The organism is Sinobaca sp. TMA16-18, from assembly GCF_059510535.1.
Genome location: NZ_JCAKFM010000005.1, coordinates 76,721 through 92,840, shown reverse-complemented (window position 1 = coordinate 92,840; position 16,120 = coordinate 76,721). Strand labels below are relative to the sequence as shown.

13 protein-coding genes are annotated in these 16,120 nt (G+C 48.0%); 1 reads left to right on the top strand and 12 read right to left on the bottom strand.

What is annotated here, in order from left to right; translation table 11 throughout:
* Window positions 1–83: 83 nt before the first annotated feature.
* The 3 genes from fsa to AC5W14_RS10765 form a co-directional block, all read right to left on the bottom strand.
* Window positions 84–728 carry a fructose-6-phosphate aldolase gene (fsa, locus tag AC5W14_RS10775; protein ID WP_496057913.1) on the bottom strand — a complete coding sequence of 215 codons (645 nt, stop codon included), beginning with the start codon at window positions 726–728 and terminating at the stop codon, window positions 84–86.
* A 190-nt stretch (window positions 729–918) separates the two neighbouring features.
* On the bottom strand, window positions 919–1,785 hold the full coding sequence (gene fba / locus AC5W14_RS10770; RefSeq protein WP_496057914.1) for a class II fructose-1,6-bisphosphate aldolase: 867 nt from the start codon (window positions 1,783–1,785) through the stop codon (window positions 919–921).
* Between the two features lie 187 nt (window positions 1,786–1,972).
* Window positions 1,973–2,338: a response regulator gene (locus AC5W14_RS10765; RefSeq protein ID WP_496057915.1), complete on the bottom strand. Its 366-nt coding sequence runs from the start codon at window positions 2,336–2,338 to the stop codon at window positions 1,973–1,975.
* Window positions 2,339–2,468: 130 nt separating this feature from the next.
* On the opposite strand from AC5W14_RS10765, the gene AC5W14_RS10760 reads away from it, so the two are divergent.
* A complete protein-coding gene (locus AC5W14_RS10760) occupies window positions 2,469–2,990 on the top strand; it encodes a DUF2529 family protein (RefSeq protein ID WP_496194379.1) in 522 nt (173 codons plus the stop codon).
* A gap of 39 nt (window positions 2,991–3,029) precedes the next feature.
* Here AC5W14_RS10760 and pyrG read toward each other — a convergent pair whose 3' ends face one another.
* The 9 genes from pyrG to AC5W14_RS10715 all read right to left on the bottom strand — a co-directional run bounded on the left by pyrG (window position 3,030) and on the right by AC5W14_RS10715 (window position 16,041).
* Window positions 3,030–4,631 (bottom strand): CTP synthase, encoded by a 1,602-nt coding sequence (gene pyrG / locus AC5W14_RS10755; RefSeq protein WP_496057917.1) that lies wholly within the window; start codon window positions 4,629–4,631, stop codon window positions 3,030–3,032.
* A gap of 249 nt (window positions 4,632–4,880) precedes the next feature.
* Window positions 4,881–5,354, bottom strand: a complete 474-nt coding sequence (rpoE, locus tag AC5W14_RS10750; protein ID WP_496057918.1) for a DNA-directed RNA polymerase subunit delta — start codon at window positions 5,352–5,354, stop codon at window positions 4,881–4,883.
* A gap of 140 nt (window positions 5,355–5,494) precedes the next feature.
* Window positions 5,495–8,740: a fused isobutyryl-CoA mutase/GTPase IcmF gene (icmF, locus tag AC5W14_RS10745; protein ID WP_496194378.1), complete on the bottom strand. Its 3,246-nt coding sequence runs from the start codon at window positions 8,738–8,740 to the stop codon at window positions 5,495–5,497.
* A 23-nt stretch (window positions 8,741–8,763) separates the two neighbouring features.
* On the bottom strand, window positions 8,764–9,396 hold the full coding sequence (locus AC5W14_RS10740; RefSeq protein WP_496057920.1) for a TetR/AcrR family transcriptional regulator: 633 nt from the start codon (window positions 9,394–9,396) through the stop codon (window positions 8,764–8,766).
* A gap of 19 nt (window positions 9,397–9,415) precedes the next feature.
* On the bottom strand, window positions 9,416–10,558 hold the full coding sequence (locus tag AC5W14_RS10735; RefSeq protein WP_496057921.1) for an acyl-CoA dehydrogenase: 1,143 nt from the start codon (window positions 10,556–10,558) through the stop codon (window positions 9,416–9,418).
* A gap of 15 nt (window positions 10,559–10,573) precedes the next feature.
* Entirely contained in the window at window positions 10,574–11,713 is a 1,140-nt protein-coding gene (locus AC5W14_RS10730; RefSeq protein ID WP_496057922.1) for an acyl-CoA dehydrogenase, read from the bottom strand.
* Window positions 11,714–11,730: 17 nt separating this feature from the next.
* A complete protein-coding gene (locus AC5W14_RS10725) occupies window positions 11,731–12,582 on the bottom strand; it encodes a 3-hydroxybutyryl-CoA dehydrogenase (protein WP_496057923.1) in 852 nt (283 codons plus the stop codon).
* 12 nt (window positions 12,583–12,594) lie between these two features.
* The gene (locus AC5W14_RS10720) at window positions 12,595–13,776 is read right to left on the bottom strand and encodes an acetyl-CoA C-acetyltransferase (RefSeq protein WP_496057924.1); all 1,182 of its coding nucleotides are present in this window, start codon (window positions 13,774–13,776) and stop codon (window positions 12,595–12,597) included.
* Window positions 13,777–13,950: 174 nt separating this feature from the next.
* Window positions 13,951–16,041: a heterodisulfide reductase-related iron-sulfur binding cluster gene (locus AC5W14_RS10715; protein WP_496057925.1), complete on the bottom strand. Its 2,091-nt coding sequence runs from the start codon at window positions 16,039–16,041 to the stop codon at window positions 13,951–13,953.
* Window positions 16,042–16,120 lie beyond the last annotated feature (79 nt).

The following is a 16,120-nucleotide window of genomic DNA, read 5'->3' as shown; positions in this document are numbered from 1 at the left end:
GGATGTATATACCAGCACCTGTATAAGAAGAGAACAGAAGCTGCCCTGCTCTGATCGCATGGGCAGCTCTGTTTTAAGCTTTATTATTCGCTTCGGTTATTCCAGTCTGCAAGAAACTGTTCAATTCCTTTATCCGTAAGAGGATGCTTTACAAGCTGCCCGATTACTTTCGATGGGAGCGTTGCAATGTGCGCTCCTCTTCGTGCTGCTTCTGATACGTGGATCGGATGTCTGATTGAAGCCGCAATAATTTCTGTAGGAATATCGTGAACCACAAAGATGTCGGAGATTTCATCAATTAAATGAAGGCCGTCCTGGCCGATATCATCAAGGCGTCCAAGAAACGGCGATACATAGGTTGCTCCGGCTCTGGCTGCCAGAAGAGCCTGCACGCCTGAGAAAATGAGTGTTACGTTTGTTTTGATGCCTTTATCGGAGAACGCTTTAACCGCTTTCAAACCTTCCAGCGTCATTGGTACTTTTACTGTAATGTTAGGAGCGATTTTAGAAAGCTCAAGCCCTTCTTCAATCATTCCTTCCGCATCAAGAGCAACTACTTCTGCGCTGACAGATCCGTCCACGAGGCTCGTGATTTCTTTCAGCCTGCTGTGAAAGTCCACGCCTTCTTTTGCAACCAGGGTTGGATTTGTTGTAACCCCTGCTAGTATGCCAAGGTCGTTGGCTTCTTTTATTTGATCTAAATTTGCTGTGTCAATGAAAAACTTCATAAAATGACTCCTCCATTCGATTGATAATTCTAATAATACAGATATAATAGCGCTGTCATAATTACGTATAAAAAGAAACCTTCTTTAAAATAATACCTGGATTTGGTAAAAAAGAAAAGAGCTAACAGTAAAAGACGCCAAGTATTATGCTGATGCCTTTTACTAGTCAGCTCTTCTTCCTATTATCTAATTAACCTTTGTTAGAAGAACCAAATTCCTGCATTTTTCCTTTAACAGTTGTCTTGATCGCATCACGTGCAGGACCAAGATATTTACGTGGGTCATACTGCTCAGGCTGAGCTGCAAGAGTATCACGTACTGCCTGTGCAGAAGTGATCTGGCTTTCTGTGTTTACGTTCACTTTAGCGTGACCGAAACGGATTGCTTTTTTCACGTCATCTGTTGGAATACCAGTACCACCGTGAAGAACAAGCGGAATGCCGCCGATCATCTGATTGATTTCTTCCATACGGTCAAAGCCAAGGTTCGGCTCGCCTTTATAAGGGCCGTGTACAGATCCAAGAGCAGCTGCAAGGCAGTCAACGCCGGTCTGTTCTACAAGCTCTTTACACTCAGCAGGAATAGCATAAGCTGCTTCTGCATCATCAACGATCAAATCATCTTCCTGTCCGCCAACGCGGCCAAGTTCAGCTTCAACAGATACGCCTACAGAGTGGGCTACATCTACGACACGCTTTGTAATAGCGATATTTTCTTCAAGCGGGTGATGGGATCCGTCAATCATAACAGACGTAAAGCCTGCTTTAATTGCCTGGACGCAGCTTTCAAAGCTGGAACCGTGGTCCAAGTGAATAGCTACGGGAACCGTAACGTTGTATGCTTTGATGTAAGCTTTCACCATATCTACAACAAACTCAAATCCTCCCATGTAACGGGCAGCGCCCTCGGATACACCACAGATTACCGGAGATTTTTCCTCTTCTGCAGCCTGAAGGATGGCTTGTGTGAATTCCATGTTGTTTAAATTAAATTGACCTACTGCATAATTTTCTGCTTTAGCTGTTTCGAGCATTTCTTTCATTGATACTAAAGGCATGTTGGTCCTCCCTCTTCCATTTGAACAATATTTCCAGTAAAACAGCTGTTTCTTTTGTGAAAGAAACGTGAAAAAAGCTGTTCTAATGGTTTCTGTTTGTATTATAGCACATCATAATAAAAATTCATCTGCCCACCTTAAATGAGAACGGTTACTTCTTAAAAAAAAGATCAAAACCGCTCTTAGGCTAGGAATCTAAATGCAGCTTCACCTTTTCGCGGATAGTGGAAATGTCAAAAGGCTTCGCACAATGATCTGTAATGCCCAGCTCTTTTGCTTCGAGCATCATCTGTTCTTCGCCGAAGGCCGTCATTAGAATAACCTTCATCCCATTATCCGTTCCGCGTTTTTTGATTTCCCTCATAATCTCCAGGCCGTTCATGCCCGGTATCCGCATGTCGAGAAGCATAAGATCAGGCTTCTCCTCCTGCACAAGTTCCAGGGCCCCTTCTCCATTAGCAGACTGAAAGATCTCAAAGCCATCTTTTTTCAATACTTCATTGAGGAGCACTCGTATACCGTATTGATCATCTACAATTAAAATTTTTTTCATTTGAACTAACTCCTTACTATTGCGTATACATGTCTTTTCACCTAGAGCCGCTTCGTTAAACGTCCCGCTTTTCTTTTCGGGTCCCATCCTGCACAATAGAAGTCTGATTGTATTAAAAAGGAGAGATAGGATGAAGATATTTGCCACCCAGCTGCAGGGAATCTTCCAGTCCATTGCGTCCAAACAGGAAGAAGCATTTGAAGATGCATCCAGGCTGCTGCTGCAGGCCGGGTCAGGTACAGGTACGCTTTACATAGCTGCTGTTCCGGCTCTTAAAGGGACAGCCCTCTCGCTCTGCAGCCACCCGGATGCGCCGGAAGGAGTCGTTTACATCGACGTCCTTCCCGACGATATCCAGGAAACAGACCGTCTGCTGCTGCTTGCGGATTCTAAAGATACTAACGCCATATCTTCATGGCATAAAGCAGTAGTTCAGGCCTCTGCTTCCACCGTTATTATCGGCCCTGCTTCCGGGCAGGAGCATATAGAACCCGACCCGCTTGATGTATGGCTGTCCACCTTTGTGCGCGGCGGAATCGTTCCATCAGACACCGGCGAAAAGCATGGGGATCCAACAGCCCTTGCTGCCCTTTTTACCGGCCAGCTTTTGTTTTTGTATATGCAGGAAATGCTCGAGGAATTATCACTCTAAAAAAGGAGCCGCCCGCAGGGGCTGCTCCTTTTTTTGTATTTATTGTTTTTTCAGAGATGCTTTAATAAAGTCCCTGAATAACGGCTGAGGGCGCGTAGGTCTTGATACAAATTCAGGATGGAACTGAGAAGCCACGAAGTAAGGATGGTCGGCAAGCTCAATAATTTCCACCAGGCGTCCGTCCGGACTCGTACCACTGAAGATAAAGCCGGCAGACTCCAGTACTTCCCGGTAGGAGTTGCTGAATTCATAGCGGTGGCGGTGGCGTTCATACACCACTTCTTCTCCATATGCTTCCTTCGCTTTCGTGCCTTCTTTCAGTTTACATGGATACAGGCCGAGACGAAGGGTTCCGCCAAGGTCTTCCACGTCTTTCTGCTCCGGCAGCAGATCAATGACTGGGTCTTTTGCATGAGGATGCAGTTCCGCAGACCCTGCTTCCGGAAGACCTGCAACATTACGGGCAAATTCGACAGAAGCCAGCTGCATGCCAAGGCAGATACCAAAGAATGGCACATTGTTTTCACGTGCATGTTGAATAGCAAAGATTTTTCCATCAATGCCCCGGTCGCCGAATCCACCCGGTACAAGAATCCCGTCAACTCCGGAAAGAGTTTCCGCTGCATTTTCACGCGTAATATTCTCCGAGTTAATCCAGCTGATTTTTACATCGGCATCAAACGCATACCCGGCGTGCTTTAATGATTCTGCTACCGAAAGATACGCATCCGGAAGAGCTACATACTTACCAACAAGCGCAATATTTACGGTGCCGGAAAGGTTCTGGACGCGGTTCACTAATTCTTTCCATTCCGTCATGTCTGCTTCCTTTGCATCCAAATGCAGGTAGTCGCACACAATCTGGTCGAGGTTCTGTGCCTGAAGCTCGAGCGGTACTTTGTAAAGCGTATCCGCGTCCTGGCATTCAATTACAGCGTTTTTGTTAATATCGCAGAAAAGTGCAATCTTTTCTTTCATTTCCTGCGGCACTGGTTTTTCTGTACGGACTACAATGATGTTTGGCTGAATGCCAAGGCTTCTCAGCTCTTTCACACTGTGCTGGGTCGGCTTGGATTTCATTTCCCCTGCTGCAGAAAGGTAGGGAATCAACGTACAGTGAAGATACAGCACGTTTTCCACGCCAACGTCACTTTTGATCTGGCGGATGGCTTCCAGAAAAGGAAGGCTTTCAATATCCCCGACCGTGCCCCCGATTTCTGTAATAACTACATCTGCATTGGTTTCCCGGCTTGCTCTATACACGCGTTCTTTTATTTCATTCGTTACATGAGGGATAACCTGAACCGTTCCGCCCAGGTAGTCCCCGCGGCGTTCCTTCCGGATAACAGAAGAATATATTTTCCCGGTTGTCACATTGCTGTTCTGGCTTAGGTTAATGTCAATAAAACGTTCGTAGTGCCCAAGGTCGAGATCTGTCTCCGCGCCGTCATCGGTCACGAATACTTCTCCGTGCTGATACGGGCTCATTGTGCCGGGATCTACGTTAATATACGGGTCAAACTTTTGAATTGTTACGCTTAGTCCACGGTTTTTCAGCAGCCTTCCTAATGATGCTGCCGTGATTCCTTTTCCAAGCGAAGATACAACGCCACCTGTTACAAAAATATATTTGCTCGCCATCCCTCGATCTACTCCTTTGTATGTTAACTTCCTGCTTATTTCCTGCTATAAATGATTTCATGCGGTACCGGTAAAAGGGGCATGAAAACAAAAAAAAAGCAAAAGCGACACCTCACCCTCGGGAGGGGCGCCCTTTTGCTTGTTCGTCATTAACGTCAACGTTATGAATGAATTGATACGTTCTTGTAAAGCCCAAAAATGATTTTACCTAGCCTTTGAATAAAAGTCAAGGAGCTGCCTCCCGTAATTCTATTCTTCGATCTCGTCCGGCACTTTTGGTTTCTTTACGTTTCCGAATCCTTCTAAGTTGTCTTCGTCTTCGTCAGCGTCTTCCTTTGCGGAAAAATCATCCAACTCATCTTTGATATCTTCAAGATCGTCGTCAGACTCCGCTTCTTCTTCTAATTCAAAATCATCGTCTGAAGGTTTTTTTGGTTTCACGGTATCACTAAGCTCTTCATCACTCTGGTCAAGAGAATACCATTCTCTAAGGCCCCAGTGATTCTCGCCTAAATGAATAAACCGGCCATCCAGGTTAAAAGCTGTAAACAGCTTTGTTCGGCGGCGGCTTGTTTCTTCGTGATTCAACCCTTTCAGATCAACAATGCGATTGAATAACTGCTGGTAATCATATGGCTTTTTTTCCTCGTTCAATAATACAAAAGCCACCTCAATAGCGGACATTTCGACGATTTGTTCTTCCGTAAAATCGCGGATGCTCACTGGCCGCACATCCTTTCAGAAAGTATTCTTGCTGCCGGGTCAGATTCTTCATTATCCTATCTGCACCGTTAAAATCATACTTTCCATTATAAACATATTTTCTTTTAATTTACTAGTTATTTGACAAGGAATCTTTAAAATTACATATTTCTCCGGTATTGGCCGCCTACTTCATACAAAGCGTGCGTAATCTGGCCGAGACTTGCCGTCCGCACCGTTTCCATAAGCTCTTCGAATACATTGCCTCCGGATACAGCCGTTTCCTGCAGACGTCTCAACGACTCCGGGCCTTCTTTTTCATGCTTCTGCTGAAACTGACGGAGGGCTGCAATCTGGCTGTCTTTTTCTTCTTTATCTGCACGGGCCAGCTCCATATCAAACACGGTTTCATCTTGTTCAGGCGCCAGGTACGTATTTACACCGATGATCGGCAGTTCACCCGTATGCTTCTTCATTTCATAATACATCGATTCTTCCTGAATCTTTCCACGCTGATACTGGGTTTCCATCGCGCCGAGCACGCCGCCCCTGTCGTCGATGCGGCTCATTTCCTGAAGCACCGCTTCTTCCACCAGTTCCGTCAGTTCTTCTAAAATGAAAGACCCCTGAGTGGAATTTTCGTTTTTGGCAAGGCCGAGCTCTTTTGTAATAATCATCTGAATGGCCATGGCCCGTCGGACTGAGCTTTCCGTCGGTGTGGTTACCGCTTCGTCATACGCATTCGTATGAAGCGAATTACAGTTGTCGTAGATAGCCAGAAGCGCCTGGAGCGTAGTACGGATGTCATTAAAGTCCACTTCCTGGGCGTGCAGGGACCGGCCTGACGTCTGTACATGATACTTCAGCTTCTGGCTTCGTTCATTGCCGCCGTACTTTTCTTTCATCACCACAGCCCAGATTCTGCGGGCTACCCGGCCGATCACGGCGTATTCTGCATCGAGTCCGTTGCTGAAAAAGAAGGACAGGTTGGCTGCAAATTCATCAATATCCATGCCGCGGCTTAAATAATACTCTACATACGTAAACGCATTGGAGAGCGTAAAAGCGACCTGACTGATCGGATTGGCTCCCGCTTCCGCGATATGATAGCCCGAAATCGACACCGAATAGTAGTTACGCACTTTGTTATCAATAAAGTACTGTTGAATATCCCCCATCATCCGGAGAGCAAACTCCGTTGAAAAAATACACGTATTCTGTCCCTGGTCTTCTTTTAAAATATCAGCCTGGACCGTTCCACGAACCGTGGCCAGTGTTTCTGCCTTGATTTCCTGCTTTTCTTCTTCCGAAGCCGGCCGTCCTTCTTTTTCCGCAAATAAATCCAGCTGCTGATCAACGGCGGTATTCATAAACATAGCCAGAATAATAGGCGCCGGCCCGTTTATAGTCATGGAAACAGAAGTGGTCGGTGAAATCAGATCGAACCCCTCGTAGAGCTTTTTCATGTCTTCAAGTGTACAGATGCTTACTCCGCTTTCCCCGACTTTTCCGTAAATATCCGGACGCTCGTCCGGGTCTTCTCCATATAAAGTGACCGAATCAAAAGCGGTGCTCAGCCTTTTTGCTTCATCATCCTTGGAAAGATAATGAAATCTCCGATTGGTCCGGGCAGGCGTGCCTTCTCCGGCAAACTGCCGTTTGGGGTCCTCGCCTTTGCGTTTAAACGGAAACACACCGGCCGTAAATGGATAGGATCCCGGAATGTTTTCAAGCATCTGCCATTCTATGATCGCTCCCCAATCTTTGAAACGGGGAAGCGCCACACGCTTTACTTTTAAACCGGAAAGCGTTTCTACATTTAGTTCCGTGACAATTTCCCTGCCCCGGGATTCCGAGGTAAAGGTATCGCCGTTGTACGCTTCTTTTAACTCTTCCCAGCCGTCAAGAAGCCCCTTCGCTTCCGGATCGAGCTGCTTTTCTATCTGCTCTTTTATGCCTTCAAGCTCCTTGAGCGTGCCCGGGCCGCCTTCGCTCTGTTCGAGAAGACGCATCGTGCCGTCAATTTGAAAAAGCTTCCGTGCAGTTTCCGCCTGCTCGGCTGCATGTTCTTTGTATCCCCGCACCGTCTGAACGATTTCCCGTAAATACGGGGTCCGGTCTGCAGGTATAATCATATCTTTTTTACCGGTTTCTTCGTCTGTATTAATCGTTGTTTCCCAGTCTACGCCGCACTTTTTTTCAATAGCCTGAATGATTTCGGAAAAAAGGATATTCGTGCCGGGGTCGTTAAACTGGCTTGCTATCGTACCGTAAACAGGCATTTCTTCTGTCGGTCTGTCGAACCACTCCCGGCTGCGCTGGTACTGTTTTCTTACGTCCCGGAGCGCATCCTCTGAGCCTTTACGGTCAAATTTATTGATGGAAATAACGTCGGCAAAATCAATCATATCGATTTTTTCCAGCTGGGATGGTGCCCCGAATTCACTCGTCATGACATAAAGCGACACGTCGGCAATCTCGGCAATTTCCGCATCCCCCTGGCCGATGCCGCTTGTTTCTACAATAATTAAATCGAACTCTGCCGCTTTAGCTACCTGAATAGCATCGCGGAGGCTGCTGGACGTTTCTGTTTTGGAGCTTCTGGTGGCAAGGCTTCTCATGAAAACCCGCGGGTGATGGATAGCATTCATCCGGATCCGGTCCCCGAGCAGGGCGCCGCCTGTTTTCTGCTTAGTCGGATCAATAGACAGCACCGCAACGGTTTTATCGGTAAATTCCCGCAGGAAACGGCGCACCAGTTCATCGGTTAATGAGCTTTTTCCGGCGCCCCCTGTTCCTGTAATACCAAGCACCGGGTATGTCTCCTCGGTGCGCTGGATCGAGAGGAGCGCTTCTTTCCACGGACCCGTCCGCAGGTTTTCATTTTCCGCTACTGTCATAAAGCGGGCTACCGCCTGATCGTTTTTTTCTTTAATATCTTTGAGCGAAAATACCTGATCCGACTTTACCGGAAAGTCACACTCTTCAAGCATTTGGCTGATCATGCCGCGCAGGCCGAAGGTTCTTCCGTCGTCAGGAGAAAAAATATGGGCAATCCCGTATGCATGAAGCTCTTTAATTTCAGGGGGATTGATTACTCCACCCCCGCCTCCGTATATGCGGATATGGCCGGCTCCTTTTTCCTGGAGAAGGTCGTAGCAGTATTTAAAATATTCCATATGGCCGCCCTGATAAGAAGAAATTGCGATGCCCTGAACGTCTTCTTGTATGGAAGCGTTTACAATTTCTTCAACAGAACGATTATGTCCTAAATGAATAACTTCCGCTCCTCCTGCCTGAAGCAGACGCCTCATAATATTAATCGAGGCGTCATGTCCATCAAACAGGCTGGAAGCAGTCACAAACCGTACCGGGTTTTTCAACGTATGCATTTCCTGTACTGCCATCCTGCATTCCTCCCTTTTGTATCCTACTTTGTTTCAGCGACCAGACTCGAAAGCAGCAGTTTGCTCTGGACAGCCGTATATTCTTCCAGTGTGCAGGCTCTCTGCACGGTCCAGCGGCGGAATGTCCACATCTGTCCGGCAATCATAATGTTATTGGCCAGTATTTCCATTTCCATCGGGTTTAACGGGCCGATGCTGCCTGCTTCTGACGCTTCCCGAACAGCACTTTCTACAAGTCCGGTCATTTCCGCTTCTTTTTTCAATACATAGGACAACGATTCTTTCGGAAGAGATTTGGCTTCCTGGTACATAATAAGCACCTCGTCCTGCATTTCGTCCATTACTTTAAAAAGCGAGGCAATGACTTGTTTAAGCCGGTCCATTCCCGCTTCCTGTTTTGCAAGATGGGCATCCAGGCGGGTTCTTACTTCTTCGTATATCGAATCACAGACCAAATAGAGAACGTCTTCTTTGGAGCCGATGTACTCATACAGCGTACCGATGCTGAAGCCGGCTTCTTTTGCCATTTCGCGCGTCGTCGTCCGGTGAAAGCCTTTTTCTTTGAAAAGCTTTACCGCTCCTTTTATTAACTGTTCTCTTCTGATTTGTATGAGCTGCTCGTCTTTTACCATGGAAGGCACTTTTTTCTTCTGCATGCTTCTCCTCCTGTATTCATCAGTCGTTGAGCAGCATTTTACCGATAACGAGACGCTGGACTTCATTTGTCCCTTCGTAAATCTGGGTGATTTTAGCATCCCGCATGTACCGCTCGACTGGATAATCTTTCGTGTATCCGTAGCCGCCGAATACCTGAACTGCTTCTATCGTAACATCCATCGCTGAATCACCTGCAAACAGCTTCGACATAGCAGACTCTTTTCCATATGCGATTCCGGCACTTTCGTTCCAGGCCGCCTGATAGGTCAGCAGACGGGAGGCTTCCACCTTCACGGCCATATCGGCCAGTTTAAAGCTGATCCCCTGCATGCTGGCAATCGGCTTTCCGAACTGCTTTCGTTCCTTCGCGTAGTCAACTGCAGCATCAAGCGCGCCCTGGGCAATGCCCACCGCCTGGGCGGCAATGCCGTTGCGTCCGCCGTCAAGTGTTTTCATGGCAATAGCAAATCCCTGTCCTTCGCTTCCGAGCAGGTTTTCTTCCGGCACGCGGCAGTCTTCAAAAATAATTTCCGTTGTAGGAGACGAGCGGATGCCGAGCTTTTTTTCTTTCTTTCCTACCGAAAACCCGGGGAAGTTTTTTTCTACAATAAATGCGCTTACCCCTTTATGCTTTAAGGCGGGATCTGTTACGGCAAATACGATATAGACATCGGCTTCGCCTCCGTTGGTAATAAATATTTTCGATCCATTCAGAATGTACTCCCCGTTTTCTTTTTTTGCTGTTGTTTTCATGGCGGCAGCATCAGAACCTGATCCGGGCTCTGTGAGGCCGTAAGCGCCCATCATTTCACCGGAAGCCATCGCGGTTAAATATTTTTGTTTTTGTTCCTCTGTTCCATAAGTATAAACCGGCCAGCCTGCTAAGGAAAGGTGCGCAGACAAGGTTACGCCCGTTGATGCACATACTCTGGAAAGCTCTTCTACAGCAATGACGTAGCTTACGTAGTCGCCGCCTATGCCTCCGTACTCTTCCGGCCACGGTATTCCGGTAAGTCCCAGCTCTGCCATTTTGTTAAAAATACTGCGGTCAAACCGTTCTTCTTCGTCCCGTTCTTCCGCGGTCGGTGCCACTTCCTTGTTGGCAAAGTCGCGTACCATTTTTCTTATCATCTGCTGTTCATCCGTTAGTCCAAAATCCATATGTCTCTCTCCTTTTTACGCCATCAGGCTTTTTCCAATTACAATCCGCTGTATCTCACTTGTTCCTTCATAAATTTCGCACACTTTTGCATCACGGAAAAAACGTTCCACCGGATATTCTTTTGTATAGCCGTAGCCGCCGAATACCTGGACTGCCTCAACCGCTACGTCCATTGCCGTTTTTGAGGCAAACAGTTTGGTCATGGAGGTCGATTGAGCGGTCGCTTTTCCTTTTTCATAGGCGTCTGCTGCCTGATACACAAAAAGCCGGGCTGCTTCCACTTTTGTGGCCATATCAGCTAGTTTAAAGCTGATTCCCTGCATCGAGCCGATCGGCTTTCCGAACTGTCTGCGTTCTTTGGCGTAAGCGACAGCCGCTTCCAGTGCGGCTTCCGCTATGCCCAGAGACTGGGCGGCGATACCGATCCGCCCTGCATACAGATTGGATAAGGCAATTGAAAATCCTTCACCTTCCCTGCCGAGCAGGTTTTCAACAGGCACTTCGCATTGATCCAGGATAATTTCGCAGGTGTTGGACCCGTGCATGCCCATCTTCCGTTCTTTTTTCCCTACGAAAAAGCCCGGAAAGTTTTTTTCTACAATAAATGCACTGATGCCTTTTGCACCGGTTCCTGGAGTGGTCGACGCAAACACAATATAGGTGTCCGCCGCTCCCGCATTCGTAATGAACACTTTCGATCCGTTCAGCACGTAACGCCCGTCCTTCTTTTCCGCTGTTGTCTTCAGGCTGGACGCGTCACTGCCGGAGCCTGCTTCCGTAAGAGCAAACGCTCCGAGGTACTCCCCTGAGGCAAGCTTTGGAAGATAATGTGCTTTCTGTTTCTCTGTACCAAAGTGAACGATCGGCATCGTTCCCACAGACGTGTGGACCGATAAAATAACGCCGAGCGCCGCACTTTTTTTCGATATTTCATGGATCGCCAAAATATAGGAAGAAAAGTCCATTCCAGTTCCTCCCCACTCTTCGTCGATCGGGATGCCCATAAAGCCCAATCCGGCCATTTTCTGCACAAGTTCCACCGGAAAGCGGTCTTCTTCTTCCATACGTGCTACTTCGGGAGCTACTTCCTTTTCAGCGAACTGTCTGGCTGTTTTCCGCATCATCTGCTGTTCGTCCGTCCATCGGAGATTCATTTTCCCGCCCCTATTCTTTAGGTGTATTCATAAAAACCGCGTCCTGTCTTTTTGCCGAGCCAGCCGGCCTTTACATATTTACGCAGCAGAGGGCATGGCCGGTATTTGTCCTCGCCCAGACCTTGATGCAGAATTTCCATAATATACAGGCACGTATCCAGTCCGATAAAATCAGCAAGCTCCAGCGGCCCCATCGGATGATTCATGCCGAGTTTCATGACGTTATCAATTCCTTTTACATCAGCCGTTCCTTCATGCAGCGTAAACACCGCTTCATTGATCATCGGCATTAAAATACGGTTCGCCGCAAAGCCCGGGGAATCCTGAACCTCCACCGCTGTTTTTTGAAGCGTTTCGATGACGTCCATTACCGCTTTGGTTGTTTCATCATTTGTAGCCAGTCCGCGGATTACTTCAACAAGCTTCATCACCGGGACCGGATTCATAAAGTGCATGCCGATAACCTGTTCGGTTCTTGTCGTTACAGCGGCTATTTCCGTGATAGGAAGCGAGGATGTGTTGGTAGCAAGAATAGCGCCTTCCTTTGCTTCGTCATTCAGCTGGGTAAAAATCGCTTTTTTGACTTCCATTTTTTCAGAAGCGGCTTCGATTATTAATTCAGCCCTCGCTACATCACTCAGAACATGAGAAGCATGCAGGCTTTTCATCGTCTGCTGTTGATTTTCAGCTGTCATTCTGCCTTTTTCGACGTTCCGCTCCAGTCGTTTTTGAATCGATGCCAGGCCGCTCTCGACCTGTTTTTCATTAATATCGTACAAATATACTTCGTATCCGGCCTCCGCGTGAACCTGAGCAATACCTGTTCCCATCTGTCCTGCGCCGATGACGGCTATTGTTTTAATTTTCATATGAACCTCCTGCTAGTCTACTTTGATTAAAACAGCATCCCCCTGGCCGCCGCCGCTGCATATGGCTGCAATACCGAGCCCGCCGCCCCGGCGCTTCAACGCATGGGCAAGAGTAAGGATAATACGGGCTCCGCTGGCGCCAATCGGATGCCCGAGCGCCACCGCTCCGCCGTTGATGTTTATCTTGCTTTCATCCAATCCGGCTATATCGCTGCTGACAAGTGCCACGGCGGCAAATGCTTCGTTAATTTCAAATAAATCAATGTCTTCCGGCTTATAGCCTGTTTTCTGGAGCAGCTTTTGTATGACAAGGCCCGGTGTTTTCGGGAACAGCTCCGCTTCCACAGCGAGCGCCGTATGTGCTTCAATCCAGGCGAGCGGCTGCTTCTGTCCGGCCTCCGCTTCTCTTCCATTCATTAACACCATGGCACAGGCACCGTCGTTTACGCCGGGAGCATTGCCGGCTGTGATCGTGCCGCTTTTCGCAAAAATTGGCGGCAATTGCTGCAGTCCTTCCAGCGTCGTATTGCGCCGCGGCGCTTCATCGTGCAGAACCGTTAAAGGGTCCTGCTTTCGCTGCGGCACCTCAACCGCTGTTATTTCTTCGGCGAGCCAGCCCTTATCTATTGCCTGCGCCGCCCGCATATGACTTCTAAGGGCCCACTCATCCTGCCGCTCTCGCGCAATGCCAAAGCTCTCAGCGACTTCCCCGCCGTAAACGCCCATATGAACGTTTTGAAAAGAACAGGTCAGCCCGTCATGAACCATCATGTCCTTAAGTGCGGCGTTTCCCATCCGCGTTCCCCACCGGGCCGTGTCGGAAAAATAAGGAGCATTGCTCATTGATTCCATGCCGCCGCTGATGATGAGGCTTTTATCACCGGCCCGTATCATCTGGTCTCCAAGCGTGAGGCTGCGCATGCCGGAGGCACAGACTTTATTTATCGTTTCCGTCTCTGTTTCCCAAGGAAGGCCTGCATACCTCGCTGCCTGTCGGGAAGGGAGCTGGCCCTGGCCTCCCTGCAGCACATTTCCCATCAGCACTTCTTCTACACTCTGTCCGTCTATTCCCGCATGCTTCAGGGCTCCTTTAATCGCTTCTCCCCCCAGGGCACTCGCGGAAAGTGGCTGCAATGTTCCGCCAAATTTTCCGAAGGGAGTTCTTGCCCCTGCTATAATTGCTGTTTTTTCCATTTTAGCTGTCTCCTCGCTTTTTATTGAGCGAACGCTCACTCGTTGTATTTGAAAGCGTTTTCTTTATTATAAATGTATAAGAATCCTGGTTAAAAGGCAAGAGCCTGCGCCTTTCTTTCATGCAGAAAAAATGGAGAAAAAGGGCTCCTTTTTAAAAATAGAGCCCTCTTTTCCTTATACTGCCTGTTTTTTTCCTACTACCGATAATTCCAGTATTTCTGCAATATCCATCGTTTGAATATCCTCTTCTACTTCTTTTGCTTTCGTTCCGTCGGAAAGCATCGTCAGGCAGTAAGGGCAGGCACTTCCGATCATGGAAGGATTGACGTCCATCGCCTGTTCCGTCCTGGCCACGTTGACACGTTCTCCTTTGTCTTCCTCCATCCACATCATGCCGCCGCCTGCGCCGCAGCACATGCCGTCCTGGCGGTTTCGTTCCATTTCCGTTACTATAAGACCCGGTATTGCTTCCAGAATGTCTCTTGGTGGATCATATACTTCGTTATAGCGCCCGAGATAGCAGGAGTCATGGTACGTGATCGTTTCTTTTACTTCATGTGATGGCTTCAGCTTTCCTTCTTTTACCAGGTCAGCAAGAAGCTCGGTGTGGTGAAACACTTCTACATCTTCAAGGCCGAATTCCGGGTATTCATTTTTGAACATGTTGTACGCGTGCGGGTCAATCGTCACAATCTTCTTGATGTCGTTTTTCTGAAATTCACTGATGTTGGCAGCCGCAAGCTCCTGGAATAAAAATTCGTTTCCAATCCGGCGCGGTGTGTCACCTGAATTTTTTTCTTTGTTTCCAAGAATGGCAAAGCTGACGCCCGCTTCGTTTAACAGCTTCGCAAAGGACTGGGCAATCTTCTGGCTTCTCTTGTCATAGGATCCCATCGAGCCTACAAAGAACAAGTACTCAAATTCTTCGCCTTTTTTATTCATTTCTTTTACCGTCGGCACGTCAATATCTTCACGCGTCTCGCGCCAGTTTTCCCGTTCCTTGCGGTTAATCCCCCAAGGATTTCCCTGCCGCTCAATGTTCGTCATGGCGCGCTGGGCATCCGGGTCCATCTTTCCTTCGGTCAGTACAAGGTAACGGCGGAGATCGATAATTTTATCTACATGCTCGTTCATCACCGGGCACTGGTCTTCGCAGTTCCGGCAGGTCGTACAGGCCCAGATCTCATCTTCTGTAATCACGTCGCCGATCAGGCTTGGATGATAAGCATCCATTGCAGCTTCAGGCCCCTGGGCAGCCAGCTGGTTCCCCTTCGTTCCGCTGAACGCATAGGCCGGCATCCATGGCGACCGCGAGGTTACAGCGGCCCCTTTTTCAGTTAAATGATCACGCATTTTAAGAAGCAGATCCATCGGTGACAGCATCTTGCCCGTTCCCGTAGCCGGACACATATTCGTGCAGCGTCCGCATTCTACACAGGCGTACAGGTCCAAAAGCTGCTTTTGATTGAAGTCTTCAATCTTTCCAACGCCGAACTCTTCTTTTGTTTCATCTTCAAAATCAATCGAGGACAGCTTTCCGACCGGCTCCGTGCGGCCAAGCCATACGTTGGCAGGACCGGCCAGCAAATGCGCATGCTTGGACTGCGGCACGTACACAAGAAACGTAAGCAGAAACAGCAGGTGGGCCCACCAGAACACGTAAAACAATAGTCCTGCGGCTCCTGCGCCCAGTGGAGAGGCCACAAACGCAATCGCAGAGGCCATCGGTTCAAAACCGGTTAATGATTTATCGAGCCAAATAAATTCCATGCCTTTGGCAAGCATTTTCGATACCATCAGGCCGCCGATAAAAATGAGCACGAGCCCTGCTTTCCAGTTTCTTTTCAGGCGGACAAGTTTTTCCACGTAGCGGCGGTGGAATGCCCACACCACTGCAATAAGTATCATTAACACAACGGCTTCCTGAAACAGCGTGAATACCGGATACAGTGGCCCAAGAGGCAGGTGGGAGCCTACCGCAAGCCCTTTCCAGATAATATCAATCGCGCTGAACTGCACGAGCAGAAATCCGTAAAAAAACATAAGATGAATAATACCGCTTTTTTTATCTTTCAATAATTTCTTCTGACCGAACACGTTGACCATGATATCGTTCCAGCGCTCTTTGGTACTGCGGTCAAATTCCGCTTTTTTCCCGAGTTTTATATACGTGTAGCGGGTATAAACGAGCTGTCCGAACAGAAATAATGCGTAAGCGGTTACAAGAATAAAGGCAATCCAGTTAACGATGATGAATGTTTCCATAAGATGTATCGCTCCTCTCAAAATGTGATTCTTCATTTTGTATAAAGAATCACTCGACGTTTTTTATCGTTTATTAATT